This window comes from Granulicella tundricola MP5ACTX9, assembly GCF_000178975.2.
Classification (GTDB): domain Bacteria; phylum Acidobacteriota; class Terriglobia; order Terriglobales; family Acidobacteriaceae; genus Edaphobacter; species Edaphobacter tundricola.
In genome coordinates, this window is record NC_015064.1 from 4,289,764 (window position 1) to 4,309,153 (window position 19,390).

Here is a 19,390-nt window from a genome sequence, read left to right on the forward strand (position 1 = left end):
GGGTATAAAACCGGAGACAAGAGGGATAAAACCCGAAAATATCTGTGGAAAGCGCCCAAATCCAATTGACAAAGCTCCCGGAAGAGTCGAAGGTGGATTGCGGTACGGTTCTCTGGGCACCTGAAACCCGCGTCATTACAGGCGATTGAATCGTCCATGGGCTCGGTAAAAGGCTTTTCCGATACGCACCACGCTTTTGTTCCACAGCAGCGCATCTCTAACGAAGAACGAAGGAGTAACAACATGGCAAAGGGTATGACCAAGACGGCGCTTGTCCGCGCACTGGCAGAAAAGATGGAACTCACCAACAAGCAGACCGCGGCCTTCCTCGACCTGCTCGCCGAAACGGCTGTCAAAGAGACCAAGAAGAATGGCGAGTTCACCATTCCTGGTATCGGCAAGCTGGTGAAGGCAGAACGCAAGGCTCGCCTCGGCCGCAACCCTCAGACCGGTGAGACCATCAAGATCAAGGCCAAGACCGTCGTGAAGTTCCGCGTCGCCAAGATCGCCAAGGACACCATCGCACCCGTCAAGAAGTAGTCATACGCCCACGATTCCCCCGGGGAATCGTGGGTTTTTACCTTGTGTTCGGCTTCAGCGCGCGGGTCAGCAGTGAGACGCCCAAGCTGACCAGGACGCATTGAGTAAGTAAGGACGCGTTGTAGCGCCAGCCGGCGAAGGCGAACGAACCGGCGACACCCCACATATAAATCTCTCCGAGGAAAGCTTGCCCCCAGCGGGCTGGCTGTCCGGACGCGGCTACTTTTGCCTTGATGGAGGGTAGGAGCCGGGGGACGAGCGCTTTGTAGGCCAGGTAGGGGTCGCCTAATGAGCCAGCCAGAAAGGCTTCTTCCCCGAAGATCAGGCGGATCTGCATGATGCCGATGGCCAGGATGGCGAAGATAGCCCCGGACTGCGGCATCAGGAGCGCCAGGGCGAAGGTGTGGATGAAGGTTCCGAGGTAGAGCGGGTTGCGGAGATGGCGGTAGGGGCCGTCGGCCACGACTCCGGCGTGCATGCGGCCGTCCTGTACTACGCCTGAGCCGAGATAGGCTGAACCCCAGGTGCGGAGGCCGGCTCCGGTGAAGGCGCAGAGGATCCCGATGACGAGGAGGAGGTCGAACGCAGCGCCGATATTCAGGATGCCGTTCTTGGCGAGTGCTGCGGAGAGAACGCCCCAGACATGGGCGTTGGGGCCGGTGGGATCAGTGTGCAGGGCGTAGTTCCACGGGGACCAGAAGGCCAGGACGTAGACGATGCCGTGGAAGAGGTAGCGGAGTCGGAATTCGAGCGCAGAGGCCTTCACAGGGCAGGCACCGAGACGACCATCGCTCCGGGGAGGGTGTTTCCGGCCATGGGGTTGAGTTTTTCGACGGCTGCCGGGGCAGACTCATCCTTGTAGACGACGCCGGACTTCATGACGAAGTTGACGTGCTGGAGGAGCCGGATGTCCTTGAGGGGGTCGCCTTCGACTGCGATGACGTCTGCCCATTTGCCTACGTCGATGGAGCCGGCTTTATCGGTCCAGCCCATAAGGTCGGCGGCGTTGAGGGTGCCGGTCTGGAGCGAGGCCAGGGGGCTCATGCCGTAGTCGCGGACGTAGACCTCAAACTCATGCGCGTTGAGACCGTGGGGATAAACGGCCGCGTCTGTGCCCATGGCGACCTTGACGCCGGCGGCGATGGCTCGCTTGTGGTTGGCGCGGGCGACGGAGGTGACGTCGTGCATCTTCTGGGCGTAAAACGCTGGGAGCTTGCCGTTTTCCTTGTACCAGTCATAGAGGTAGCTGGTGGGGACGAGGTAGGTGCCGTGTTGCTTCATGAGCTTGATGCTGGCGTCGTCGATGTAGGAGCCGTGCTCAATGGAATCGACGCCGGCCTGGGTGGCGAGGGCGATGGCCTGGGCTCCGTGGGCGTGGGCGGCGACCTTGCGGCCGAGGCGGTGGGCGTCGGCGCAGATGGCCTGCATCTCCTCAAGGGTGTACTGGCTGGCCTGTGGGTCGTCGCCCTTCGACAGGACGCCTCCGCTGGCACCGATCTTGATGAGATCCGCGCCGTACTTGATGTTCTGGCGAACCTTCTGCTGGACCGCGGGGATACCGTCGGCTACGCCCTGGCCGGTGACGTGGTACTCGAAGGGCAGGAGGTTTTCATCCATGTGTCCCCCGGTAATCCCCAAAGCAGGACCAGAGACCTGCATGTGCGGGCCGGGGATGTGGCCGAGGTTGATCTCGTCCCGGAGAGCTACGTCCGTGTAGTCGTTGGCGCCTACGTTGCGGACGCTGGTGAAGCCGGCTTCCAGGGTCGTTTTGGCGTTTTCTACGCCGATGATGGCCTCCTTGCCGGGGGTCATGGAGAGCTCAAAGTAGGGATCGAAGTTGGTGGTGCCGGTGAGGTGGACGTGGACGTCGAACATTCCCGGGAGGACTGTGTACTTTGTCAGGTCCAGTTCACGGTCGCCGGCCTGCGCGGGAGTCTGGGCCGTGGGGGAGATGGCGGTTATTTTGTCTCCGGTGACCACGATGGTTAACCCCTCCGGCTCAGCTCCGGTGTGGACGTTGAGGAGATGGCCGGTGCGGACCAGTGTCCGGGGCGCGGTTTGGGCTGAAGCTGCGATTGTCAGGGAAAACGCGGCTACGGAGGCGATTCTGGCGAGCTTTGGGCGCATGTAAATTCCTTGGCTGGGAGGCGACTGCTGCTTATTCGGTGGGTTGAGCGTTAAGGGCGGTGAGTAGGGCGTCGAAGTCTTCGAGGTTGGCGTACTCGATGATGACTTTGCCTTTGCCCTTCTTGTCTTCGATCTTGACGCGGAGGCCGAGGGAGCGCTGAAGGCGAGTCTGGGCTTCGTGGACGTTGGGGTCCTGGCCGGCTTCGGCGATCTGCTGCTTTTCCAGCTTGCCGGGGCGGCTCTCCGGGTTCATCAGGCCGTGGATGTAGGTTTCGGTCTGGCGGACGGACATGCTGAGGGCCATGACCTTCTGGGCGGCTGAGGCGATCTGCTCCGGGGAGCCGAGGCCGAGAAGGGTGCGGGCGTGGCCGAAGCTGAGGTCACCCGCTTCTACCCGGGCCTGGATGGTCTCCGGGAGCTTCAGGAGGCGGAGGAAGTTGCCGACGGAGGCGCGGTCCTTGCCGGTGCGCGTTGCCATCTGCTCCTGGGTCATCTTGAAGTCGTGGGAGAGTCGGTGGTAGGCGCGAGCCTGCTCCATGGGGTTGAGGTCTGCGCGCTGGAGGTTCTCGACGATGGTCATCTCCATGGCCTGCTCGTCCGAGACCTCACGGACGATGGCGGGGATGGTCGCTTTGCCGGCCTGCTTGGAGGCGATGAGGCGGCGTTCCCCGGTGATGAGCTGGTATCGGTCTCCGGGGAGGACGCGGACGACGATGGGCTGGACGACGCCTGAGGCGGCGATGGACTGGGCTAGCTCGGTGAGTTTGGCCTCGTCAAAGGTGGTGCGGGTCTGGAAGGGGTTGCGATCGATCAGACCGACGGGGATCTCGAGTGGCTTGCCGGTGCTGGGTGGGGCGGCCTCCGCCTTGAGGGATGGGAGGAGGGATTCCAGGCCTTTGCCTAGGGCGCGGCGCTTTGGGTCGGGAGATGGGGGCATGGGGTCCTTCGTTCTTGGTGGTCAGGGAGCAGGGATCAGTTGTCAGGGATCAGTTGCTAAGGGCGATGTTGTTGCGTTCTAGGATTTCTTTGGTGAGGTCGCGGTAGGCTTCGGCTCCCCGGGAGCGGGGGTCATAGAGTTCTACGGGGAGGCCGTGGCTGGGGGCTTCTGCCAGGCGGACGTTGCGGGGGATGGTGGTTTTTAGGAGCTTATCCCCGAAGAACTCCTTCAGGTTTGCTGCTACCTGCTGGGAGAGGTTGGTGCGGTCGTCGTACATGGTGAGGAGGACGCCTTCCAGGGCGAGCTCGGGATTGAAGGCCTGGGCTACCTTGTCGAGCGTGGAGATGAGCTCTGAGACGCCTTCGAGGGCGTAGTACTCGGCCTGGAGGGGGACCAAGAGACCTTCTGCGGCTACCAGGGCGTTGAGGGTGAGGAGGTCCAGGGCGGGGGGGCAGTCCAGGACGATGAAGCGGAAGTCGTTATTCAGGAGGGCTATGGCGTCGCGGAGGCGGTATTCGCGGCGTTCGGCTTCGACAAGCTCGATATTTGCCCCGATAAGGTTTTTGCTGCCGGGGATGAGCTTGAGGTTGTCGATTGGGGTGGGCTGGATGGCCTCCATGAGGGTGGTGGGGCCTAGGAGGATGTCGTAGATGGAGAGGCGCTGCTCTTCTGCGTCCTTCTGGCGGCGAAAGCCGAGGCCTCCGGTGGTGTTGGCCTGGGGGTCGCAGTCGATGAGGAGGGTTGCGTGGCCGGCTACAGCGAGGCCTGCGGCGAGGTTGACTGCGGTGGTGGTCTTGCCGACGCCGCCTTTTTGATTGACGACGGCGATGACCTTGGTTTTATGGGCGGGGGTTTCCGGAGGGGCGGACTTGTCGGCTTTCATGCGTTGCTTCAGCGTAGCGGGTTCGGGTTGGGGGCGCAAACGGCAGATCGATGTTCTCGGTTTTCCGGGCGTTTTGCGGCAAAATGCCCTTTTTGCGTTTATGCAGTGTTCCACGTGGAACAATTCTGCGACTCATACTGGTTAAGTTGTTTACTTTTAGTTACTTACGGGGCTGGTGTGGTGCCACAAATGTGCATTTTTGCTGGTTTTTGTGGTGTTTCTGCACCACAAATCACCATACGTGGACCACAAATGGAACGGGGATGTTCCACGTGGAACATCCCCGTCTCGTTGGGGAAGATTAGTCGCGAGGTGGGAAGATTCCCTTGAAGCAGATGGAGTAGTAGAGACCGGATGGTGCCGCGGCAGCCAGGTTAGGTACGGCGAAGGTATGGACGCCGTCTCCACCGAAGCGGGTACCAAGGATGGAGAAGAGCGCTGTGTTTTGACTGATTTGATAGAGCGAGCCATCGGCTGGGAAGAAGTTCCCTCCGTAGTACCGGTTGGTGGAGAGGACCATATCGCCGAGGGTGCAGGCTCCGCCGTTGCCGTCAAGGAACTGGGCGTTGTACTGCTCGCTTGGGACGACGGTGAGGAGGGTTGAGAGCGCCTGGAGAGGGGCAGGAAGGGTTGTGGAGCCGGGGGTTCCCTGTGGGCCTTGGGCTCCGGCGGGGCCGGTGGGACCGGTGGGTCCCTGAACACCGGCGGGACCAAGCGGGCCAGCGGGGCCAGTGGCTCCGATCGTTCCGGCAGGACCGGATGGGCCGATTGGGCCGATGGCCCCTGTTGCTCCGTTGGGACCGGCTGGGCCTATCGCGCCGTTGGCACCGGTGGCACCTTTGGCTCCTGCGGTTCCGGCAGGGCCGGTGGGACCGGCGACACCGGCAGGGCCTATCGAACCAGTGGCTCCGGCAACGCCTGCGGGGCCGACAGGGCCGTTAGCTCCTGTGGCACCTTTGGCACCTGCCGGACCGATTGGGCCGATTGCGCCTGCGGGGCCGGCTATTCCTGTGGGGCCTGCGGGGCCTTTAGCTCCTGCGACTCCTGCGGGGCCGACTGGGCCGGTGGTTCCCGTTGCGCCTTTGGCTCCTGTCAGGCCGGGGAGGCCTATAGGGCCTTGTGGACCGGGGGGACCTTCAGGACCGGCGATGCCCTTGATGTTCCACTCGACGAGCTTTTCCTCTTTGTGGCAGTCCTTGGGGGCTTTGACGATGCGGGCGAAGTCGGCGAAGTCTGTGACGCAGGCGTAGATGACGTTGGTGGAGGGGGTGGCGGGCGATCTCTTGTCGGCCTGGACCTCCGTTTGGGCGAGACCGGTGGCAGGCAGCAGCGCCGCTGCCAACACAAGGCTTGGGAAGGGCTTCATTGGATGACTCCTAAAGGATTGAAAACAGTGGCCTGGTCGTGCTGGGGATGTGGAGAAGGCTACACCGATTTTGCGGATTCGTCAGGAGTTTGTTTGGGTGGTTACTAAAGAGCGGATTGTTCCACGTGGAACATTATTGGCTGCGGAGGGCAATGAGGAGTTGGTGGTCCAGGGCGTTGGGGAGGGGGATGGGGGGTTGGAGGGTGAAATTCTCGAGAGATGGCTGGGCTTGGCGGGTTGTGGTGAGGATGACGATGGCGTTTGAGGCCAGGGGGAGAGCTGCGGCCAGGGCGAGCTGCATGTCGTCTACGGCGCGGAGGGTGACGATGTCAAAGGGAGCGGTGAGGGTTTCGGCTCGGGCGGCGTGGACCTGGGTTTTGAGGCCCAAGGTGCGGATGGCTTCGCGGAGGAAGGTGGATTTCTTATTTTGGGACTCGGCCAGGGTGACGAGGAGGTCTAGGTGGGCTAGCTGGATGGGGAGGCCGGGGAAGCCGGCTCCTGAGCCTAGGTCCAGTAGGGTGTTTCCTTCTGGGAGATTGGCGGCGGCGAAGAGGGATTCGCCAAAGTGGCGGGTGACGATCTCTTCGGGGTCGCGGATGGCTGTGAGGTTGGTGCGGGCGTTCCAGCGGAGGAGGAGGTCGAGGTAGTCGGAGAGTTGGGTTATTAGTTCGTCTGTTGCCGGGTAGTAGGGGGCGAGGAGGGCGGCTATGCGGGATTTGGGGAGGGTTGGCATGGGTTTGGGAGTGCGAACGGTCATGAAGCAAGAGCAAGGATCGGTCCAGGACGGCTTGAAGAGACAACGGCAGACGCGAGAACAGCGGCGACGACAACGGCCCGGGGCTAAAGCCCCATCTTATCGCCGCCGTTGACGGGGGGCTGAAGCCCCCCTCTAATCCGAACGGCAACGACAACGGCAACAGCAATGACAACGACAACGGCCAATACTGGGGTTCTGAGCTTCGCTCAGAATGACGGTTGTGGTGGGGAGGGGGGTGAGGTGGCCTGCTTCGTCAGTGGGCTACGGAGGTTAGGATTTCGCGGGGGGTCCAGGTGGTGGCTTCGTGGACGAACCGCTCGAAGAGGAGGCGGGAGACGGGGTTGGTGGCGAAGGTGCGCTCGGGGTGCCACTGGACGCCCAGGACGAAGTGACTGGAGTTGGATTGGCCGCCTTCGATAGCTTCGACTACGCCGTCCTGGGGGCAGCGTGCGGAGACTCGGAGGCCGTCGCCGGGGATTCCGATGGCCTGGTGGTGGGAGGAGTTGATGGGGAGGCGGGTGCCTTCGAGTTCTGGCCCGGCGATCTCTGCGAGAAGGGAGTTGGGGGCGATCTCGGCGGTGTGGGCTACGGCTACGCTGCGACCGGCGGAGTGGTTGACGGGAAGGATCGTCAGGTCCTGGAGGAGGGTGCCGGAGCGCCAGACATTGAGGATCTGGCAGCCGAAACAGACGCCCAGGATGGGCTTGTAGAGATTGTGGGCGTCCTGAAGGAGGAGTTCGTCGACGTTTTCGCGGGGGAGATCTGCGGGGGAGGTGGCTGGGTCGCGTTCCTGGCCGAATTTTTCCGGGGTGACGTCTGCGGGGGAGCCGGGGAGGAGGATGGCCTGGCAGGTGTTGGCTAGCTCTGCGATGGCTTTGGGGGAGATGTTGAGGGGGATTTCTACTGGTTCGGCGCCGCAGGCTCGGACGGCGGCGGCGTAGTCCTTCCAGTTGAGGGAGTTGTAGGCGGGGTCGGTGCTGGTGGGGGTGGGGATGGCGATGCGGACTGGCATGTGGCTATTTTACGGCGTTATGGGTGGGAGTGTTCCACGTGGAACATTACGGTGCCTGGACACCACTAGGCATAAAAAACAAGCAACGGCAAAGACCAATACGGAGGTTCTGGCTTCGCCAGAATGACGACCGCTCAAAAAAGCGACACGAGGAGGCGCTTCAAGTGTGCTGTTGGTAGAGGGCGGTGATGGCGGCGAAGGTTTGGGCGGTTAGGGCGTCGGCGTCGCGGGTGGTGAGGCCGGTGGTGGGGATGGGGGTGCCTATGACCAGCTTTAAGGGGCGGGGGGTCAGGTGGTAGGTGTGGATGGGGAGGAGCTCGTAGGTGCCGATGAGAGCCATGGGGACTAACGGGACTTGCGCCTTGATGGCCATGAAGGCTGCTCCGGATTGGAAGGGAGTCATCTGGCCGTGTTCGGCGCGGCCGCCCTCCGGGAAGAGGACCAGGGGGAGGCCGGCGGTGAGGGTTTTGGCTCCTCGGAGGAGACCGGCGATGGCGGACCGACCGGATTTGGCGTCGATGGGGACCTGGCCGGAGCGGTTGAGGTACCAGCCGACGAAGGGGATCTTCCAGAGGGATTGCTTGGCGAGGATGCGGAACTGGAAGGGGAGCTTGGCGAAGAGGACGGGGGTGTCGTAGTAACTGAGATGGTTCACGGCGTACATGGCGGTTCCCAGGCCAAGGAGGTTCTCTTTACCGATCAGCCTGACGGGGGAGAGGCTGATCCAGAGGAGGACCTGTGCCCAGGCTCGGGCGATGGCGTGCTGCTGGCGGCCGGATTTGTCCCAGAGGCCGGCGACGAGGGAGATGCAGCCGAAGATTGTGGTCGCGAGGGCGATCAGGGGCATGAGGACGAGGTAGGTGAGCCAGCGGATGGCGGGTTTGGGCTGGCTCACTCGGATGCTCCCAAGGCCAGGTCGCGGATTTCTCCTACAAGGTAGACGGAGCCGGTGGCTATGATGAGGCCTCCTGGGGGGGTGATTTGCTTTGCCTGGGCCAGGGCTGCGGCCAGGTGCGGGGCGGCGTGGGCGGGGATCTGGAGGGCGTGGGCGGCGGCTAAGAGATCCTCAACGGCGGCGGCTCTTGGGTTGGCTATGGGGGCCAGGATGATGTGGTCGTGGCGGCGGAGCGGGTCGGCGTCTGGGGAGGAGTCGAACAGGGGGAAGAGGATGCGGGACATTTCTTCTAACGACTTGTCTTTGAGGCAGGAGAAGATGAGGGTTCTTGGTTGTTGCTCTGGTAGCGACGCCAGGGCGGAGCGTAGGGTCCAGGCTCCGGCGGGGTTGTGGGCTACGTCGAGGAGGAGATTGGGGGGGAGGAGTTCGAGGCGGCCGGGCCAGACCGTGGTGCGGATGCCTTGTTCTATGGCTTCGGGGGGGATTCGGAAGGGAACAGGGATCAGGGAACAGGAATCAGATATGGCTCGGGCGGTGGCTATGGCCAGGGCTATGTTGCGCTGCTGGTGGGTGCCGGGGAGGGGGGAGTCGACTTGGAGGAGGGTTTGGTCGTCGAGGGAGAGGGTGTAGTGGTTTCGGGGGAGGGTGGAGGCTGGAACCCACGTCTCAGAACCGAGACCCTTCGGCAAGCTCAGGGCAGGCTGTGGGGCACCCGGTTCGTCGGTTATTTGGGGAGTGCCTTGGTGGGGGTGGTAGTGAGGGGTGAAGTCGGGGGGCGCTTCCGGAGGCGCTTGTGCTGATCCGAGCGAAATACGGAGGTTCTGAGCTTCGCTCAGAATGACGACCTCATTGGATGGAACGCCGGTGGCATGGGGGACGGCACTATGAGGTGGGTCTGAGGCGCGTTGGGGTGGGGGGATGTACTGGGCGGCGTTGATTGCTTGGACGTTGAGGGCTGTGGCGGCTATGCCTATGGCCTGGTTGGCTTCGGGGAGTTGCGGGAGGGTGATGAGAGTGCCGCCCTCGCGGAGGATGCCGCATTTTTCGGCGGTGATGAGGGCTATGGTGTCGCCGAGGTAGTCCTGGTGGTCGAGGGCTATGTCGGTGATGACGGAGATGAGGGGCTCGACGATGTTGGTGGCGTCGAGGCGGCCGCCCAGGCCTACTTCGAGGATCATGATTTCGGCTTGCTGGTGGGCGAAGTAGGCGAAGGCTACGGCAGTGAGGCGCTCGAAGAAGCTGGGAGGGTAGGGGAGGTCGCCGGCGGCGACGAGGGTGGTGCCGGCGGTGTCGACCTGGGTGTAGAGGTCGGCGAAGAGGTCGTCCGGGATGGGGCTGAGGGCAAGGGGGCCATTGGCGCCGGGTGCCCCGTACTCGGTGGGGAGGATGGGGTGGGCGAGCTGGATGCGCTCGTTGACGCGGGTGAGGTGGGGGCTGGTGTAGAGGCCGGTGCGGTAGCCGGCGGCGACGAGGATGCTGGCGAGGGTGGCGGAGGTGGAGCCCTTGCCGTTGGTGCCGGCGATGAGGACTGCGGGGACCTTGTTTTGAGGGTCGCCGAGTGCGGCGCAGAGGCGGCGCATGTGGATGAGGTCGAACTTGTGGCGGGGCGGGGTGCTGGAGGGCTCGGAGTCCGAGGATGGCTTGATGGGGGCTAGTTCCGGGCCGAGTCCGTAGAGGTGCTCGAGCGCTTCCGCATAGGTCATGCTGCCCATTCTAAGCGGTCATGCGAGAGTCCCCAAGCCGGGGCATTACCGAAGGTTTGGGTTATTACGTTGGGGTTTCTGAATTTGGGACAGTGGCGTACGGGGCGTGGGGAACGCCGATGAAGCCATCAAGCAAGGCGGATATGACCTATCCGAAGACGAAAACAAGAGAGGCTTTATGACTGATGTGCTGATGTTCTTTGTGTATTGGGCGATGGTGCTCACGCCTTGTGTGATTGCGATGTATATCCCGCTGGACAGCGTTCGTTACGCTGAGTAAGTCTTGCCCGCTCAAGACAAAAACGACAAACGAAAAGGCGTAAGAAGAGAGTTTGCATGGAGGGTGAATCCTCTGCTGCTCAGCTTCCTACGCCTGTTTTCCGTTTTGGTGCGAGTTACTTTGCGGCTTCGAGGACGGCGGGGGTGAACTCTGCGACGAAGTCTTCCAGGGAGCGCTGGCCCATGGAGACTGCACCGGTGCCGCCGGCGAGGACGATGTTGACGTCCGTGATGCCGATGAAGCCGAAGACCTGCTTGAGGTAGCTGGACTCTGCGTTGTAGCCCTCGGTGGGGGAGCCGGGGGTATAGACGCCGCCTGAAGCGAGGATGATGGTGAGCTTCTTGCCCTTGACGAGGCCTTCATACTGCGGGGTGAAGGTGACGTTTACACGGACGATCTGGTCGATGTACGCCTTGAGGATGGCGGGGGTGGAGAAGTTGTACATGGAGGTGCCGAGGACGATGTGGTCGGCTGCTTTGAGCTCTGCGATGAGGGTGTTGCCGATCTCGAGGGCCTTCTTCATTTCTGGGGAGTGCTGCTCGGCGGGGGTGTAGGCGCCGGCGATCCAGGGGAGGTCGACGAAGGGGAGGGTGGTGGTGAAGAGGTCGCGATTGACGACGGTTCCGCCTGCATGAGTTTTCTGCCACTCTTCGACGAAGGCAGAGGTGAGCTTGCGTGAGATGGAGTATTCGCCGCGTGGGCTGGATTCAATGCTGAGGAGTGACGCCATGATGGAACCTCTAAGTAGATGTTGAAACAAACAATCCTCATTATAGATGGGGGTGAGGTTGGGGGAGATTCAGGGAGTGTGAATGTTTTTTGAGGGTGGGGAGGAAGGCGTAACGCGGATAAGAGGGATCAAGGCGGGATAAGAGGGATAGAACAGGCAACGGCAAGAGCAACGGATTGTAGGACACGCAACGGCACGAGCCTGGGGCCAAAGCCCTTTGACTTTTGAGACGTTGACGGTGGGCTAAAGCTTACCTCTAATCCGAACTGCAACAGCAAGTGCAACAGACAAAGCCAATACGGAGGTTCTGAGCTTCGCTCAGAATGACGGTTGGGGAAGAGAGGACGGTTGGGGAATGGGAGCGGGAGTTGGGTGGGGACGGTTGGGTGGGTGGAGAGCCGGTTCTGGTAGGGATCGGAAAAAAGAACCCCACGTTTCCTGGCCTTTCGGCTTGGATTCGTGGGGGGCACTGAAGTTTTGTGCTTCAGCCTGTTAGCCAGGGCGTGTGGTGTCTGCCCTCAGCCTGCAGAACTAAACTTTTCGGCTTATCGTGCTGCCGTGAGGGTGAAGCTGGAGGGCTGGGCTCCTGCGGCCGGCTCGCCTGACCATGCGGAGACGGTGAAGCCGGTGCGGGGATGAGCCTGGGGGGCGTGCGAGGCGGTGTGCTGTTGTGACAGCGCCTCGGCAACCTGGCGGCGCACCTGGTCCCGTTCGGACCGTTGTGTGCGTGACCAATACACCAGAAATCCCTGCCCGCAGACCTTGCAACGTACGTCGCTGGTTGTGTTGGAGATCTTGCAAAGTACCTGCATGGCCTGGGCCCTCTTGCTCTGATTGGTCTATCGGCATGTGCTGCCAACAACTGAAGAGTAAAACCCCTGCTTTTCCTCAACAATGCCGCTTGCGTTCGAGGCGATGGGCCTTAGGTGCCATTACTTGAGGGCCGATTTCGCAGGGGGAGGATTGAACGGATTCGGGGTGCGGGCGTGTGGGTGGTGTGGGGGGGGGAAAGCAACTATGCTTGTAGGGGCAGAGGGTTAGGTGCGTTGAGGAGAGCCCGGGGCTAAAGCCCCCTCTTCTTGGCACGCTGGACGTGGGGCTGAAGCCCCACTCTAATCCGAAGGGCAACAGCAAACCTTCGCGGCCTCGCACGTTTTTGCAGCTTGAGATACGACAGGATTGATATGACCGAGCAGATTGCAGTGTCCACTATTCGCGTTCAACTTCCAGACGGCAGCATCCGTGAGGTTCCTTCCGGGACTACGCCGCTGGAGATTGCTACCTCTATTTCACCGCGGCTGGCGGCTGTGGTGGTCGTGGCGAAGGTGAAGCCGATGGCTGGGCTGGACATCAACCAGTCTGAAGGCGGGCAGGACGACGCTCCGGATGCGGGGTCCGAAGAGGCGATGTATGACGCTGCGCTTTCGCCTTCGGCGGAGCGGATTATCGACCTGGCGATGCCGCTGGCGGAGGACGTGGAGCTCTGGCTGCTGAAGGAGCAGGATGAGGAGTCGCTGAAGGTGCTTAGGCACTCGACTGCGCATGTGATGGCTACGGCAATCCTGGAGCTGTTTCCGGAGACGAAGCTGGGGCATGGGCCTGCGACGGATGCGGGGTTCTTTTATGACGTATATCGGGAGACTCCTTTTACGGAGGACGACCTGGCGGCGATCGAGAAGAGGATGGGCGAGGTGGTGGCTCGCAACGATGCTTTTGTGAAGGAGACGGAGCCGCGTGAAGACGCGCTGCAGGAGTATGCGGCCGAGGGCGAGTTCATGAAGGTCCACTTCATCGAACGGTTTACGCAGGCGGGGGAGCCGGTTTCGCTGTATCGGAATGGCGGGTTTACGGATTTTTGCCGAGGGCCGCATGTGCCTTCGACCGGCAGGGTGAAGGCGTTCAAGGTGACGTCGGTTGCTGGGGCTTACTGGCTGGGCGATGAGAAGAATCAGCAGTTGCAGCGAATCTATGGGACGGCCTTCTTCAACGCGAAGGATATGGATGCGCACTTCAAGCGGCTGGAGGAGATCAAGGCTCGGGACCACCGGGTGCTGGGTAAGCAGTTGGATCTGTTCAGCATCCAGGAGGTGGCGGGTGCGGGGCTGATCTTCTGGCATCCGAAGGGCGGGCTGATCCGCAAGGCGATGGAAGACTGGATGCGCGAGGACTGCATCAAGCGCGGGTACGAGATGGTGTTTACGCCGCACATCATGCGGCGGGAGCTATGGAAGATCTCCGGGCATGAGGAGAACTATGGCGAGAATATGTATCCGCCGATGGAGCTGGACGATGCGGAGTATCGGCTGAAGCCGATGAACTGTCCTGGGCATATTTTGATTTATAAGAATTCGCCTAAGAGCTATCGTGACCTTCCGGTGCGGTATGCGGAGTTGGGGAATGTGTATCGGTATGAGCGGTCCGGGACGATGCATGGGCTGCTCAGAGTGCGTGGGTTTACGCAGGACGATGCGCATATCTTCTGCACGCCGGGGCAGATTGAAGATGAGGTCACGGCCTGCATCGAGTTTGCGGAGAGCGTGCTGAATACATTCGGCTTCCATGAGTTCAAGGTGGAGCTTTCGACTTGGGACCCCAATGACAAGAAGTTTATTGGGAGTGCGGAGCAGTGGGGAGTCGCTGTCGGGTCACTGAGGAACGCGTTGGAGCGCAAGGGGATTCCGTATAAGACGATTCCGGGGGAGGCTGCGTTCTATGGGCCGAAGATCGATATCAAGCTGGTGGATGTGCTGGGGCGGATGTGGCAGCTTTCGACCGTTCAGTTTGACTGGAATCTGCCGGCTCGGTTCGATCTGCACTACAAGGGTGAGGATGGCGAGCTGCATCAGCCGGTGATGGTGCATCGTGCGCTGTTTGGGAGCGTGGAACGGTTCTTTGGCGTGCTGATCGAGCACTACGCGGGGGCGTTTCCGTTCTGGCTGGCTCCGGTGCAGGTTGGGTTGGTGCCGATTTCGGAGAAGCATCTCGAGTATGCTCGTACGGTTCAGCAGAGGCTCAAGGACGCTGGTGTGCGCGTGGAGCTGGATGAGCGGAACGAGAAGATGAATGCGAAGATCCGTGAGTTTGGGGTGAACAAGGTTCCGTTCATTTTGATCATGGGGGATAAGGAATCGCAGAGTGATGAGGTGAGTGTGAGGACGCGTGGGAAGGGCGATGGCGGGGCTATGTCGACCGAGGCGTTTGTGGCGAGATGCCTGGAGTTGCAGAAGAGCCATTCGGCGGAGCTGTAGGAGCGCTATGCCGTCTCTGACCGAAGCTCAGCGAGAGAAGGTGCTGCCTATCCTTGCGGCTGTGCGGACTGCTCTGCAGGAGGCCGCGGAGGGCGATCTCGATGTGCTTCATCAGATGCGGCGGTATGTTGGGAAGCGGTTGGAGTTCGACGAACGTGGGACGCCGACGCAGCGGCGTAAGCTGCATGAGTTGAAGTGGAAGAGCCAACAGGGGATCTGCGCTTTATGCCCGGAACCCCTGCCGGAACGGGGCGCGGAGCTGGATCGGCTGGTGGCCACGGCTGGTTATACGGAAGAGAACACGCGGCTGGTGCATCATGCTTGCCACCTGAAGATCACACGAGCTCAAGGGGTTTCGTGATGGGACCGGACTCGTAGACGTTCCGGGGCTAAAGCCCGGATGTTTTCGTAGGCTTGATCGTGGGGCTAAAGCCCCACGCTAATCCGAAGTGCAAAAGCTCGGTTACAAAGGTCAGGGTGAGGCTATGCCGGATAAGGTGCGGAAGGTGGAGCGGGTGACTCCGCACAAGGACAAGATCTGTAAGACGTGTGGGCGGGCTTTCTCGTGGCGAAAGAAGTGGGAGAAGGACTGGGATGTGGTGAAGTACTGCTCGGATGGGTGCCGGGGGCGTCAGGTGGGGGAGGCGGATGCTCAGTTAGAGGCGGCGATTCTTGAGTTGCTGGCGGAGCGGGGAAGGGATAAGACGATCTGTCCCTCTGAGGCTGCGAAGTTCGTCGGGGGGAAGGATGAGCGGCGGGATTGGGAGGGGTTGATGGAGCCTGCGCGGGCTGCGGCGAGACGGTTGGTGGCGGCGGGTCGGATCAACATCATGCAGGGTGGGAAGGTGGTGGATGGTTCTACTGCAAAGGGTCCTATTCGTTTGAAGCTGCGGTGAAATATTTGTTTAGGTGGCGGTAGCGTTTCGAGGGCTGGCGGCTTCTAACGGTGGCATGACTACTGCGAAGAAGGCTCCGGCGAAGAAGACGGCGAGTAAGAAAGCTCCGGCTAAGAAGAGTGCAAAAAAAGCGGCGGCGCATTGCTGGCCTGGGTTCGAGCCGGTGGCGGGGAAGACGCCTGGGACCAAGGGGTCCTGCGAGCCTAAGGAACATCAGACGAAGGGCGAGAAGAAGGCTGACTCGAAGGCTGCTGCGGGGAGCAAGCTGCGGAAGGCTGGGGGGAGTAAGGCCAAGGCTAATAAGACCTAGATGCTGTGCGGCTGTGGGCTATGGCTAGAGAAAGGCGTAACGGGGATAAGAACGATAAAAGCGGGATAAGAGGGGATGCCTGGGCATCTTCTCTTATCCCGCTTTTGTTTGTTACGGGCTCTCCTGAGGCGGTGTCGCTGATCCGGGCGAACTGCTGAGGTTCTTCGCTCCGCTCAGAATGGCCCCTCTGGTAGAGCTCAAGCCGGGGTTAGCGTTTTACGGTTTTGCCCTGGATGGTTTTGCTGTTGACGCCTTCGCCGGCTTTGCGGCGGGCGCGTTTGGCGGCGATCTCTCGCATCTCCTGGCCGATGGAGGTCTTGTTCATGATGAACTGGGTGGCGATGGAGATGAGGTTGCCGACGGACCAGTAAAGGGCGAGGCCGGAGGAGTAGTTCCAGGTCATGTAGCCGGAGAAGACGGGCATCATGAAGGCCATCATTTTTTGTTGCTGGGGGTCGACGCCAGGGCTGGGGGTATAGAACTGGACCAGAAACTGGCTGATGACCATGAGGATGGGGAGGATATGGTAGGGGTCGGCGGAGGAGAGGTCAGGGAGCCAGAACCAGTGGGCCTGGCGTAGCTCGACGACCTTGGGGAGCATGCCGAAGAAGGCGAAGAGCAAAGGCATCTGGATGAGGGTGGGGACGCAGCCGCCGAACATGTTGACTCCATTGTCCTTCTGGAGCTGCATGATCTCGGCGTTCATCTCGTTGCGCTTAGGGTCTGTGACCTTGAGGTTCTTGTACCTGGCCTTGACCGCATCCATCTGGGGCTGGATGCGCTGCATCTTGAGGCCGGACTGCATGGTCTTGATGCGGAGGGGCAGGATGAGCAGGTTGATCAGGACCGTCAGGATGACGATGCACCAGCCCCAGTTGGGCGTGACGTACTGGTGGATGGCGAAGAGGGCGAGAAAGAGATACTTGCCGATGATGCCGAAGAAGCCGAAGTCGAGGAGAGGCTCAAGCGAAGTCTTGTTGCCGGCGGAGTGAACGTTGCGCAGGACGGCGACGGCCTTGGGGCCGGCGAAGAGGCGGGTCTGGGTGTGGCCGGAGAGATCGCCTACGGCTGCGCCGATGATGGGGACCTTGATCTCGTCCTTGCCGGGTTCGCCCTTGGGGGCTACGGGGACGCCGTGGCCGAGGCCGTTGTGGCGGTTGGCCTTGGGGACGATGATGCTGCTGTCCAACGTGGCGACGGTGGCGGAGTCAGGCGCGTCCGGGAGGAAGATGGCAGCGAAGTAGAGGTCGGAGGCTCCGGCCCAATCGAAGGAGCCGTTGAGGGTGTTGCCACCGGTGACCTTACCTACGGCCAGGTGCTTTTCTTTCTGCTCCTGGGAGTAATCGACCTGGGAGCCGCCGTAGGACTTGGCGTCTTCCTGGTCGCCGAAGCCGCCGGGCCAGGCTACGAGGGCGCGGATGGGGGAGCCGTTGCGGAGGACCTGGGTGTCGGCGTGGAGGATGTAGGTGTCGTCGAAGGAGAAGGTCTTGGTGACCTGGTACTCGCCGGAGACGTATTTGAAGGTGAGGGTCTGGGGGGCGGTGATGTTGCCTGTGGCGGAGGGGAGATAGAGGGCGTTGTTGAGGCTGGCGGTGAGCGACGGGTCGTAGGTGTAGAGGGAGAGGGGGTAGCCGACGGTCTGGGCGGCGAGGGTGTGGACAAGGTCGAGGGGCTGACCGTAGGAGTCCTTGTACTTCTTGAGAATCCAACTGGTGGCCTGTGCGCCCTTATTGGAGAAGGTGATCTTGTAGAGCTCGTTTTCGACGACGGTGGTGGACTCGGCGGCGGCGACGACGGGCTGCACGGCGGGGACCTGGATGGTCTGGCCTGCGACGGATGCGGCTACTGTCGGGGTGGGCTGGTTGGCCTGCTGCTGCTGGGTCTGGCCGTTGGGGGATGCGGTCTGGGGGTTGTGCTTGGCGCGCCAGAACTGAAGGCCGGCGAAGACGAGGATCATGATGGCCATGATCGTGAAGAGGGAACGGTTATCCTGCGATGCGCCTGGTTGGTTCGGGTTGCGAAACTCTGCCACTTGGGTCTTCCTGTTCTGGTGGTTCGGATATCTTGGCCGTGGTGATTCAGACGGCCTGTCCTAATGGTAAATGGTGGGGTTTTACGCTGGGGTAAAGTGTTTAGTCCGGGACGGGGTCGAGGCCGCCTTTTGACATGGGGTTGCAGCGGGCGATGCGGGCGGCGGCCAGGGCGGTGCCGCGGAGGAGGCCGTGGCGGCTTATGGCGATGTAGGCGTACTCCGAGCAGGTGGGGAGATAGATGCAGCGGGAGACGCCGACGGAGTGCAGGATGGGGGAGACTACTGCCTTGTAGAGGGTGAAGACGGCGCGGAGGAGGGTGTCTCGTATGCCTGCCATGAGGGTCTACTGGAGTGCGGCTTTGTTGAGGGTGGTCTGGATGGTGCGGAAGATCTGGGCGATCTCGCGTTCGAGGTGGCCGGATTCGAGTTCGAGGACGGTGCGGCGGGGGTGGAGGATGACGTCGACCGGGTGGGTGAGGGTCTGGGCATGGTGACGGACGCACTCGCGGAGGCGGCGCTTGATGCGGTTGCGATCGACGGCTTTGCCGAGGACCTTGCCGACGGTGAGACCGACGCGGGGGCCTGGGGTGTCGGAGCGTCTTCCTTCCGGGCGGATGGAGAAGAAGAAGCTCATCTGTTTGGAGAATTGCTTGCGGGATGAGGTGTATACGCGCTGATAGTCGGCGTGCTTGCGCAGGCGGAGGAGCGCGTTGGGGGTGGGGGTGGGCATGGCGGGGGAGAACCCGGGGCTAAAGCCCCTTTTGTTGTTGAGCCTTTGACGTGGGGCTAAAGCCCCACTCTAATCCGAACGGCAACGGCATTCCCGGGCAAGGAAAAGCCCACGTACCGGGGTGCGAGACGTGGGCTTTGGGATTGCGTGCGTCGTCCTGCTGTGGCGGCGGCCACGGGCGGGACTAGTCGCGGAAGCCTGCGGAGACTGCGATCTTGTGACGGCCCTTGGCGCGGCGGCGGTTGAGCACGGCTGCACCGGCCTTGGTCTTCATGCGGGTGAGAAAGCCGTGGGTCTTGGCGCGGTGGCGGCGGTTGGGCTGAAAGGTACGCTTTGGCATGGGACTGCTCCTGTTACGAAACTTGAATGTGTGTCGAACGCTGGCTTTTGGTGGACCGGCTTCCTGGAGGCGAATACTAAGGCTCTCAAGTATGGCAGTCAGCACGGGGGCGACAATTCCTGAGTATACGCGAAGAGGTGGAAAACGGGAAGGAAATAAGTGGACGAAGTGTCGTTGCGGGGTTGGGGGCCTTCATGTGAGCTTAAGGTTTTGTGCATCCAATGGAGGGATGAGGGAATGGCTCTTTTGGCTGGTCAACGAGGGTTTCACCGGGAATGGTGCAACTCAAATATTTGCGGGAAACGGCTTGAAAAGGGCCTAGTTTTCCGTGCTACCATCAAACCCGTTCGGTAAGTTGTCTTACGGTCGGCGGCTAGTGATGAGCTTGATTTGCCGCTTGACTCCTGGGTTTTTTAAGCATTTGTAATGCGATCCCTCGTGATCGCTCGCGCTGTCCTTCTTCGGTAGCCTTTACTCGTTTGGTCCAGGGCCCTTTCAGGGTTCGAGCAGAGTCATTGTCTTTTTTGCATTACTTTCGCAGAGTCTTTTTTGTCCTGTTTTGGGTGTCCCGTTTTCCCCGGTTTAACCGCAGCGCCAGTTGAGA

21 protein-coding genes are annotated in these 19,390 nt (G+C 61.4%); 6 read left to right on the forward strand and 15 right to left on the reverse strand.

The window, feature by feature from the left end; genetic code table 11:
• Positions 1 to 243 precede the first annotated feature (243 nt).
• Positions 244 to 540, forward strand: coding sequence for an HU family DNA-binding protein (locus tag ACIX9_RS18790; protein ID WP_013582077.1), 297 nt, complete (start codon positions 244 to 246; stop codon positions 538 to 540).
• A 37-nt stretch (positions 541 to 577) separates the two neighbouring features.
• Here the strand turns inward: ACIX9_RS18790 and ACIX9_RS18795 are convergent, their stop codons facing one another.
• From ACIX9_RS18795 to ACIX9_RS27065, 9 genes are all read right to left on the reverse strand, one after another.
• Positions 578 to 1,306: a methyltransferase family protein gene (locus tag ACIX9_RS18795; RefSeq protein ID WP_013582078.1), complete on the reverse strand. Its 729-nt coding sequence runs from the start codon at positions 1,304 to 1,306 to the stop codon at positions 578 to 580.
• On the reverse strand, positions 1,303 to 2,667 hold the full coding sequence (locus tag ACIX9_RS18800) for a metal-dependent hydrolase family protein (RefSeq protein ID WP_013582079.1): 1,365 nt from the start codon (positions 2,665 to 2,667) through the stop codon (positions 1,303 to 1,305). The genes ACIX9_RS18795 and ACIX9_RS18800 overlap by 4 nt, the downstream gene beginning before the upstream one ends.
• 31 nt (positions 2,668 to 2,698) lie before the next feature.
• Complete coding sequence (locus ACIX9_RS18805) at positions 2,699 to 3,604, reverse strand: ParB/RepB/Spo0J family partition protein (RefSeq protein WP_013582080.1); 906 nt, start codon at positions 3,602 to 3,604, stop codon at positions 2,699 to 2,701.
• A 49-nt stretch (positions 3,605 to 3,653) separates the two neighbouring features.
• Positions 3,654 to 4,487, reverse strand: a complete 834-nt coding sequence (locus tag ACIX9_RS18810; protein ID WP_013582081.1) for a ParA family protein — start codon at positions 4,485 to 4,487, stop codon at positions 3,654 to 3,656.
• A 301-nt stretch (positions 4,488 to 4,788) separates the two neighbouring features.
• A complete protein-coding gene (locus ACIX9_RS24090) occupies positions 4,789 to 5,853 on the reverse strand; it encodes a tail fiber protein (protein WP_013582082.1) in 1,065 nt (354 codons plus the stop codon).
• A 133-nt stretch (positions 5,854 to 5,986) separates the two neighbouring features.
• Positions 5,987 to 6,610, reverse strand: a complete 624-nt coding sequence (rsmG, locus tag ACIX9_RS18820; protein ID WP_013582083.1) for a 16S rRNA (guanine(527)-N(7))-methyltransferase RsmG — start codon at positions 6,608 to 6,610, stop codon at positions 5,987 to 5,989.
• 253 nt (positions 6,611 to 6,863) lie between these two features.
• Positions 6,864 to 7,622 (reverse strand): gamma-glutamyl-gamma-aminobutyrate hydrolase family protein, encoded by a 759-nt coding sequence (locus ACIX9_RS18825; RefSeq protein ID WP_013582084.1) that lies wholly within the window; start codon positions 7,620 to 7,622, stop codon positions 6,864 to 6,866.
• A gap of 160 nt (positions 7,623 to 7,782) precedes the next feature.
• Entirely contained in the window at positions 7,783 to 8,517 is a 735-nt protein-coding gene (locus ACIX9_RS18830) for a lysophospholipid acyltransferase family protein (protein WP_013582085.1), read from the reverse strand.
• The gene (locus ACIX9_RS27065; RefSeq protein ID WP_232298754.1) at positions 8,514 to 10,220 is read right to left on the reverse strand and encodes a bifunctional folylpolyglutamate synthase/dihydrofolate synthase; all 1,707 of its coding nucleotides are present in this window, start codon (positions 10,218 to 10,220) and stop codon (positions 8,514 to 8,516) included. Before ACIX9_RS27065 ends, ACIX9_RS18830 begins: the two co-directional genes overlap by 4 nt.
• A gap of 106 nt (positions 10,221 to 10,326) precedes the next feature.
• On the opposite strand from ACIX9_RS27065, the gene ACIX9_RS26035 reads away from it, so the two are divergent.
• Positions 10,327 to 10,500: a hypothetical protein gene (locus ACIX9_RS26035; RefSeq protein ID WP_157477686.1), complete on the forward strand. Its 174-nt coding sequence runs from the start codon at positions 10,327 to 10,329 to the stop codon at positions 10,498 to 10,500.
• A gap of 115 nt (positions 10,501 to 10,615) precedes the next feature.
• Here the strand turns inward: ACIX9_RS26035 and ACIX9_RS18840 are convergent, their stop codons facing one another.
• Both ACIX9_RS18840 and ACIX9_RS18845 read right to left on the reverse strand, forming a co-directional pair.
• Positions 10,616 to 11,230: an FMN-dependent NADH-azoreductase gene (locus ACIX9_RS18840; RefSeq protein ID WP_013582088.1), complete on the reverse strand. Its 615-nt coding sequence runs from the start codon at positions 11,228 to 11,230 to the stop codon at positions 10,616 to 10,618.
• Positions 11,231 to 11,775: 545 nt separating this feature from the next.
• Entirely contained in the window at positions 11,776 to 12,042 is a 267-nt protein-coding gene (locus ACIX9_RS18845) for a hypothetical protein (protein ID WP_013582089.1), read from the reverse strand.
• A 372-nt stretch (positions 12,043 to 12,414) separates the two neighbouring features.
• Between ACIX9_RS18845 and thrS the strand changes: the two genes are divergently transcribed.
• The 4 genes from thrS (at position 12,415) to ACIX9_RS25455 (ending at position 15,684) form a co-directional block, all read left to right on the forward strand.
• Positions 12,415 to 14,478: a threonine--tRNA ligase gene (thrS, locus tag ACIX9_RS18850; protein WP_013582090.1), complete on the forward strand. Its 2,064-nt coding sequence runs from the start codon at positions 12,415 to 12,417 to the stop codon at positions 14,476 to 14,478.
• A 7-nt stretch (positions 14,479 to 14,485) separates the two neighbouring features.
• Complete coding sequence (locus tag ACIX9_RS18855; protein ID WP_013582091.1) at positions 14,486 to 14,839, forward strand: hypothetical protein; 354 nt, start codon at positions 14,486 to 14,488, stop codon at positions 14,837 to 14,839.
• Between the two features lie 88 nt (positions 14,840 to 14,927).
• On the forward strand, positions 14,928 to 15,374 hold the full coding sequence (locus ACIX9_RS18860; protein WP_232298755.1) for a DUF2256 and DUF3253 domain-containing protein: 447 nt from the start codon (positions 14,928 to 14,930) through the stop codon (positions 15,372 to 15,374).
• A 55-nt stretch (positions 15,375 to 15,429) separates the two neighbouring features.
• Positions 15,430 to 15,684: a hypothetical protein gene (locus ACIX9_RS25455; RefSeq protein ID WP_013582093.1), complete on the forward strand. Its 255-nt coding sequence runs from the start codon at positions 15,430 to 15,432 to the stop codon at positions 15,682 to 15,684.
• A 208-nt stretch (positions 15,685 to 15,892) separates the two neighbouring features.
• Here ACIX9_RS25455 and yidC read toward each other — a convergent pair whose 3' ends face one another.
• The 4 genes from yidC to rpmH all read right to left on the reverse strand — a co-directional run bounded on the left by yidC (position 15,893) and on the right by rpmH (position 18,786).
• Positions 15,893 to 17,716, reverse strand: coding sequence for a membrane protein insertase YidC (gene yidC / locus ACIX9_RS18870; protein WP_013582094.1), 1,824 nt, complete (start codon positions 17,714 to 17,716; stop codon positions 15,893 to 15,895).
• A gap of 100 nt (positions 17,717 to 17,816) precedes the next feature.
• Positions 17,817 to 18,053: a membrane protein insertion efficiency factor YidD gene (yidD, locus tag ACIX9_RS18875; protein WP_013582095.1), complete on the reverse strand. Its 237-nt coding sequence runs from the start codon at positions 18,051 to 18,053 to the stop codon at positions 17,817 to 17,819.
• 6 nt (positions 18,054 to 18,059) lie between these two features.
• Complete coding sequence (rnpA, locus tag ACIX9_RS18880) at positions 18,060 to 18,446, reverse strand: ribonuclease P protein component (protein ID WP_013582096.1); 387 nt, start codon at positions 18,444 to 18,446, stop codon at positions 18,060 to 18,062.
• Positions 18,447 to 18,630: 184 nt separating this feature from the next.
• Positions 18,631 to 18,786 (reverse strand): 50S ribosomal protein L34, encoded by a 156-nt coding sequence (gene rpmH / locus ACIX9_RS18885; protein WP_013582097.1) that lies wholly within the window; start codon positions 18,784 to 18,786, stop codon positions 18,631 to 18,633.
• Positions 18,787 to 19,390: the final 604 nt, after the last annotated feature.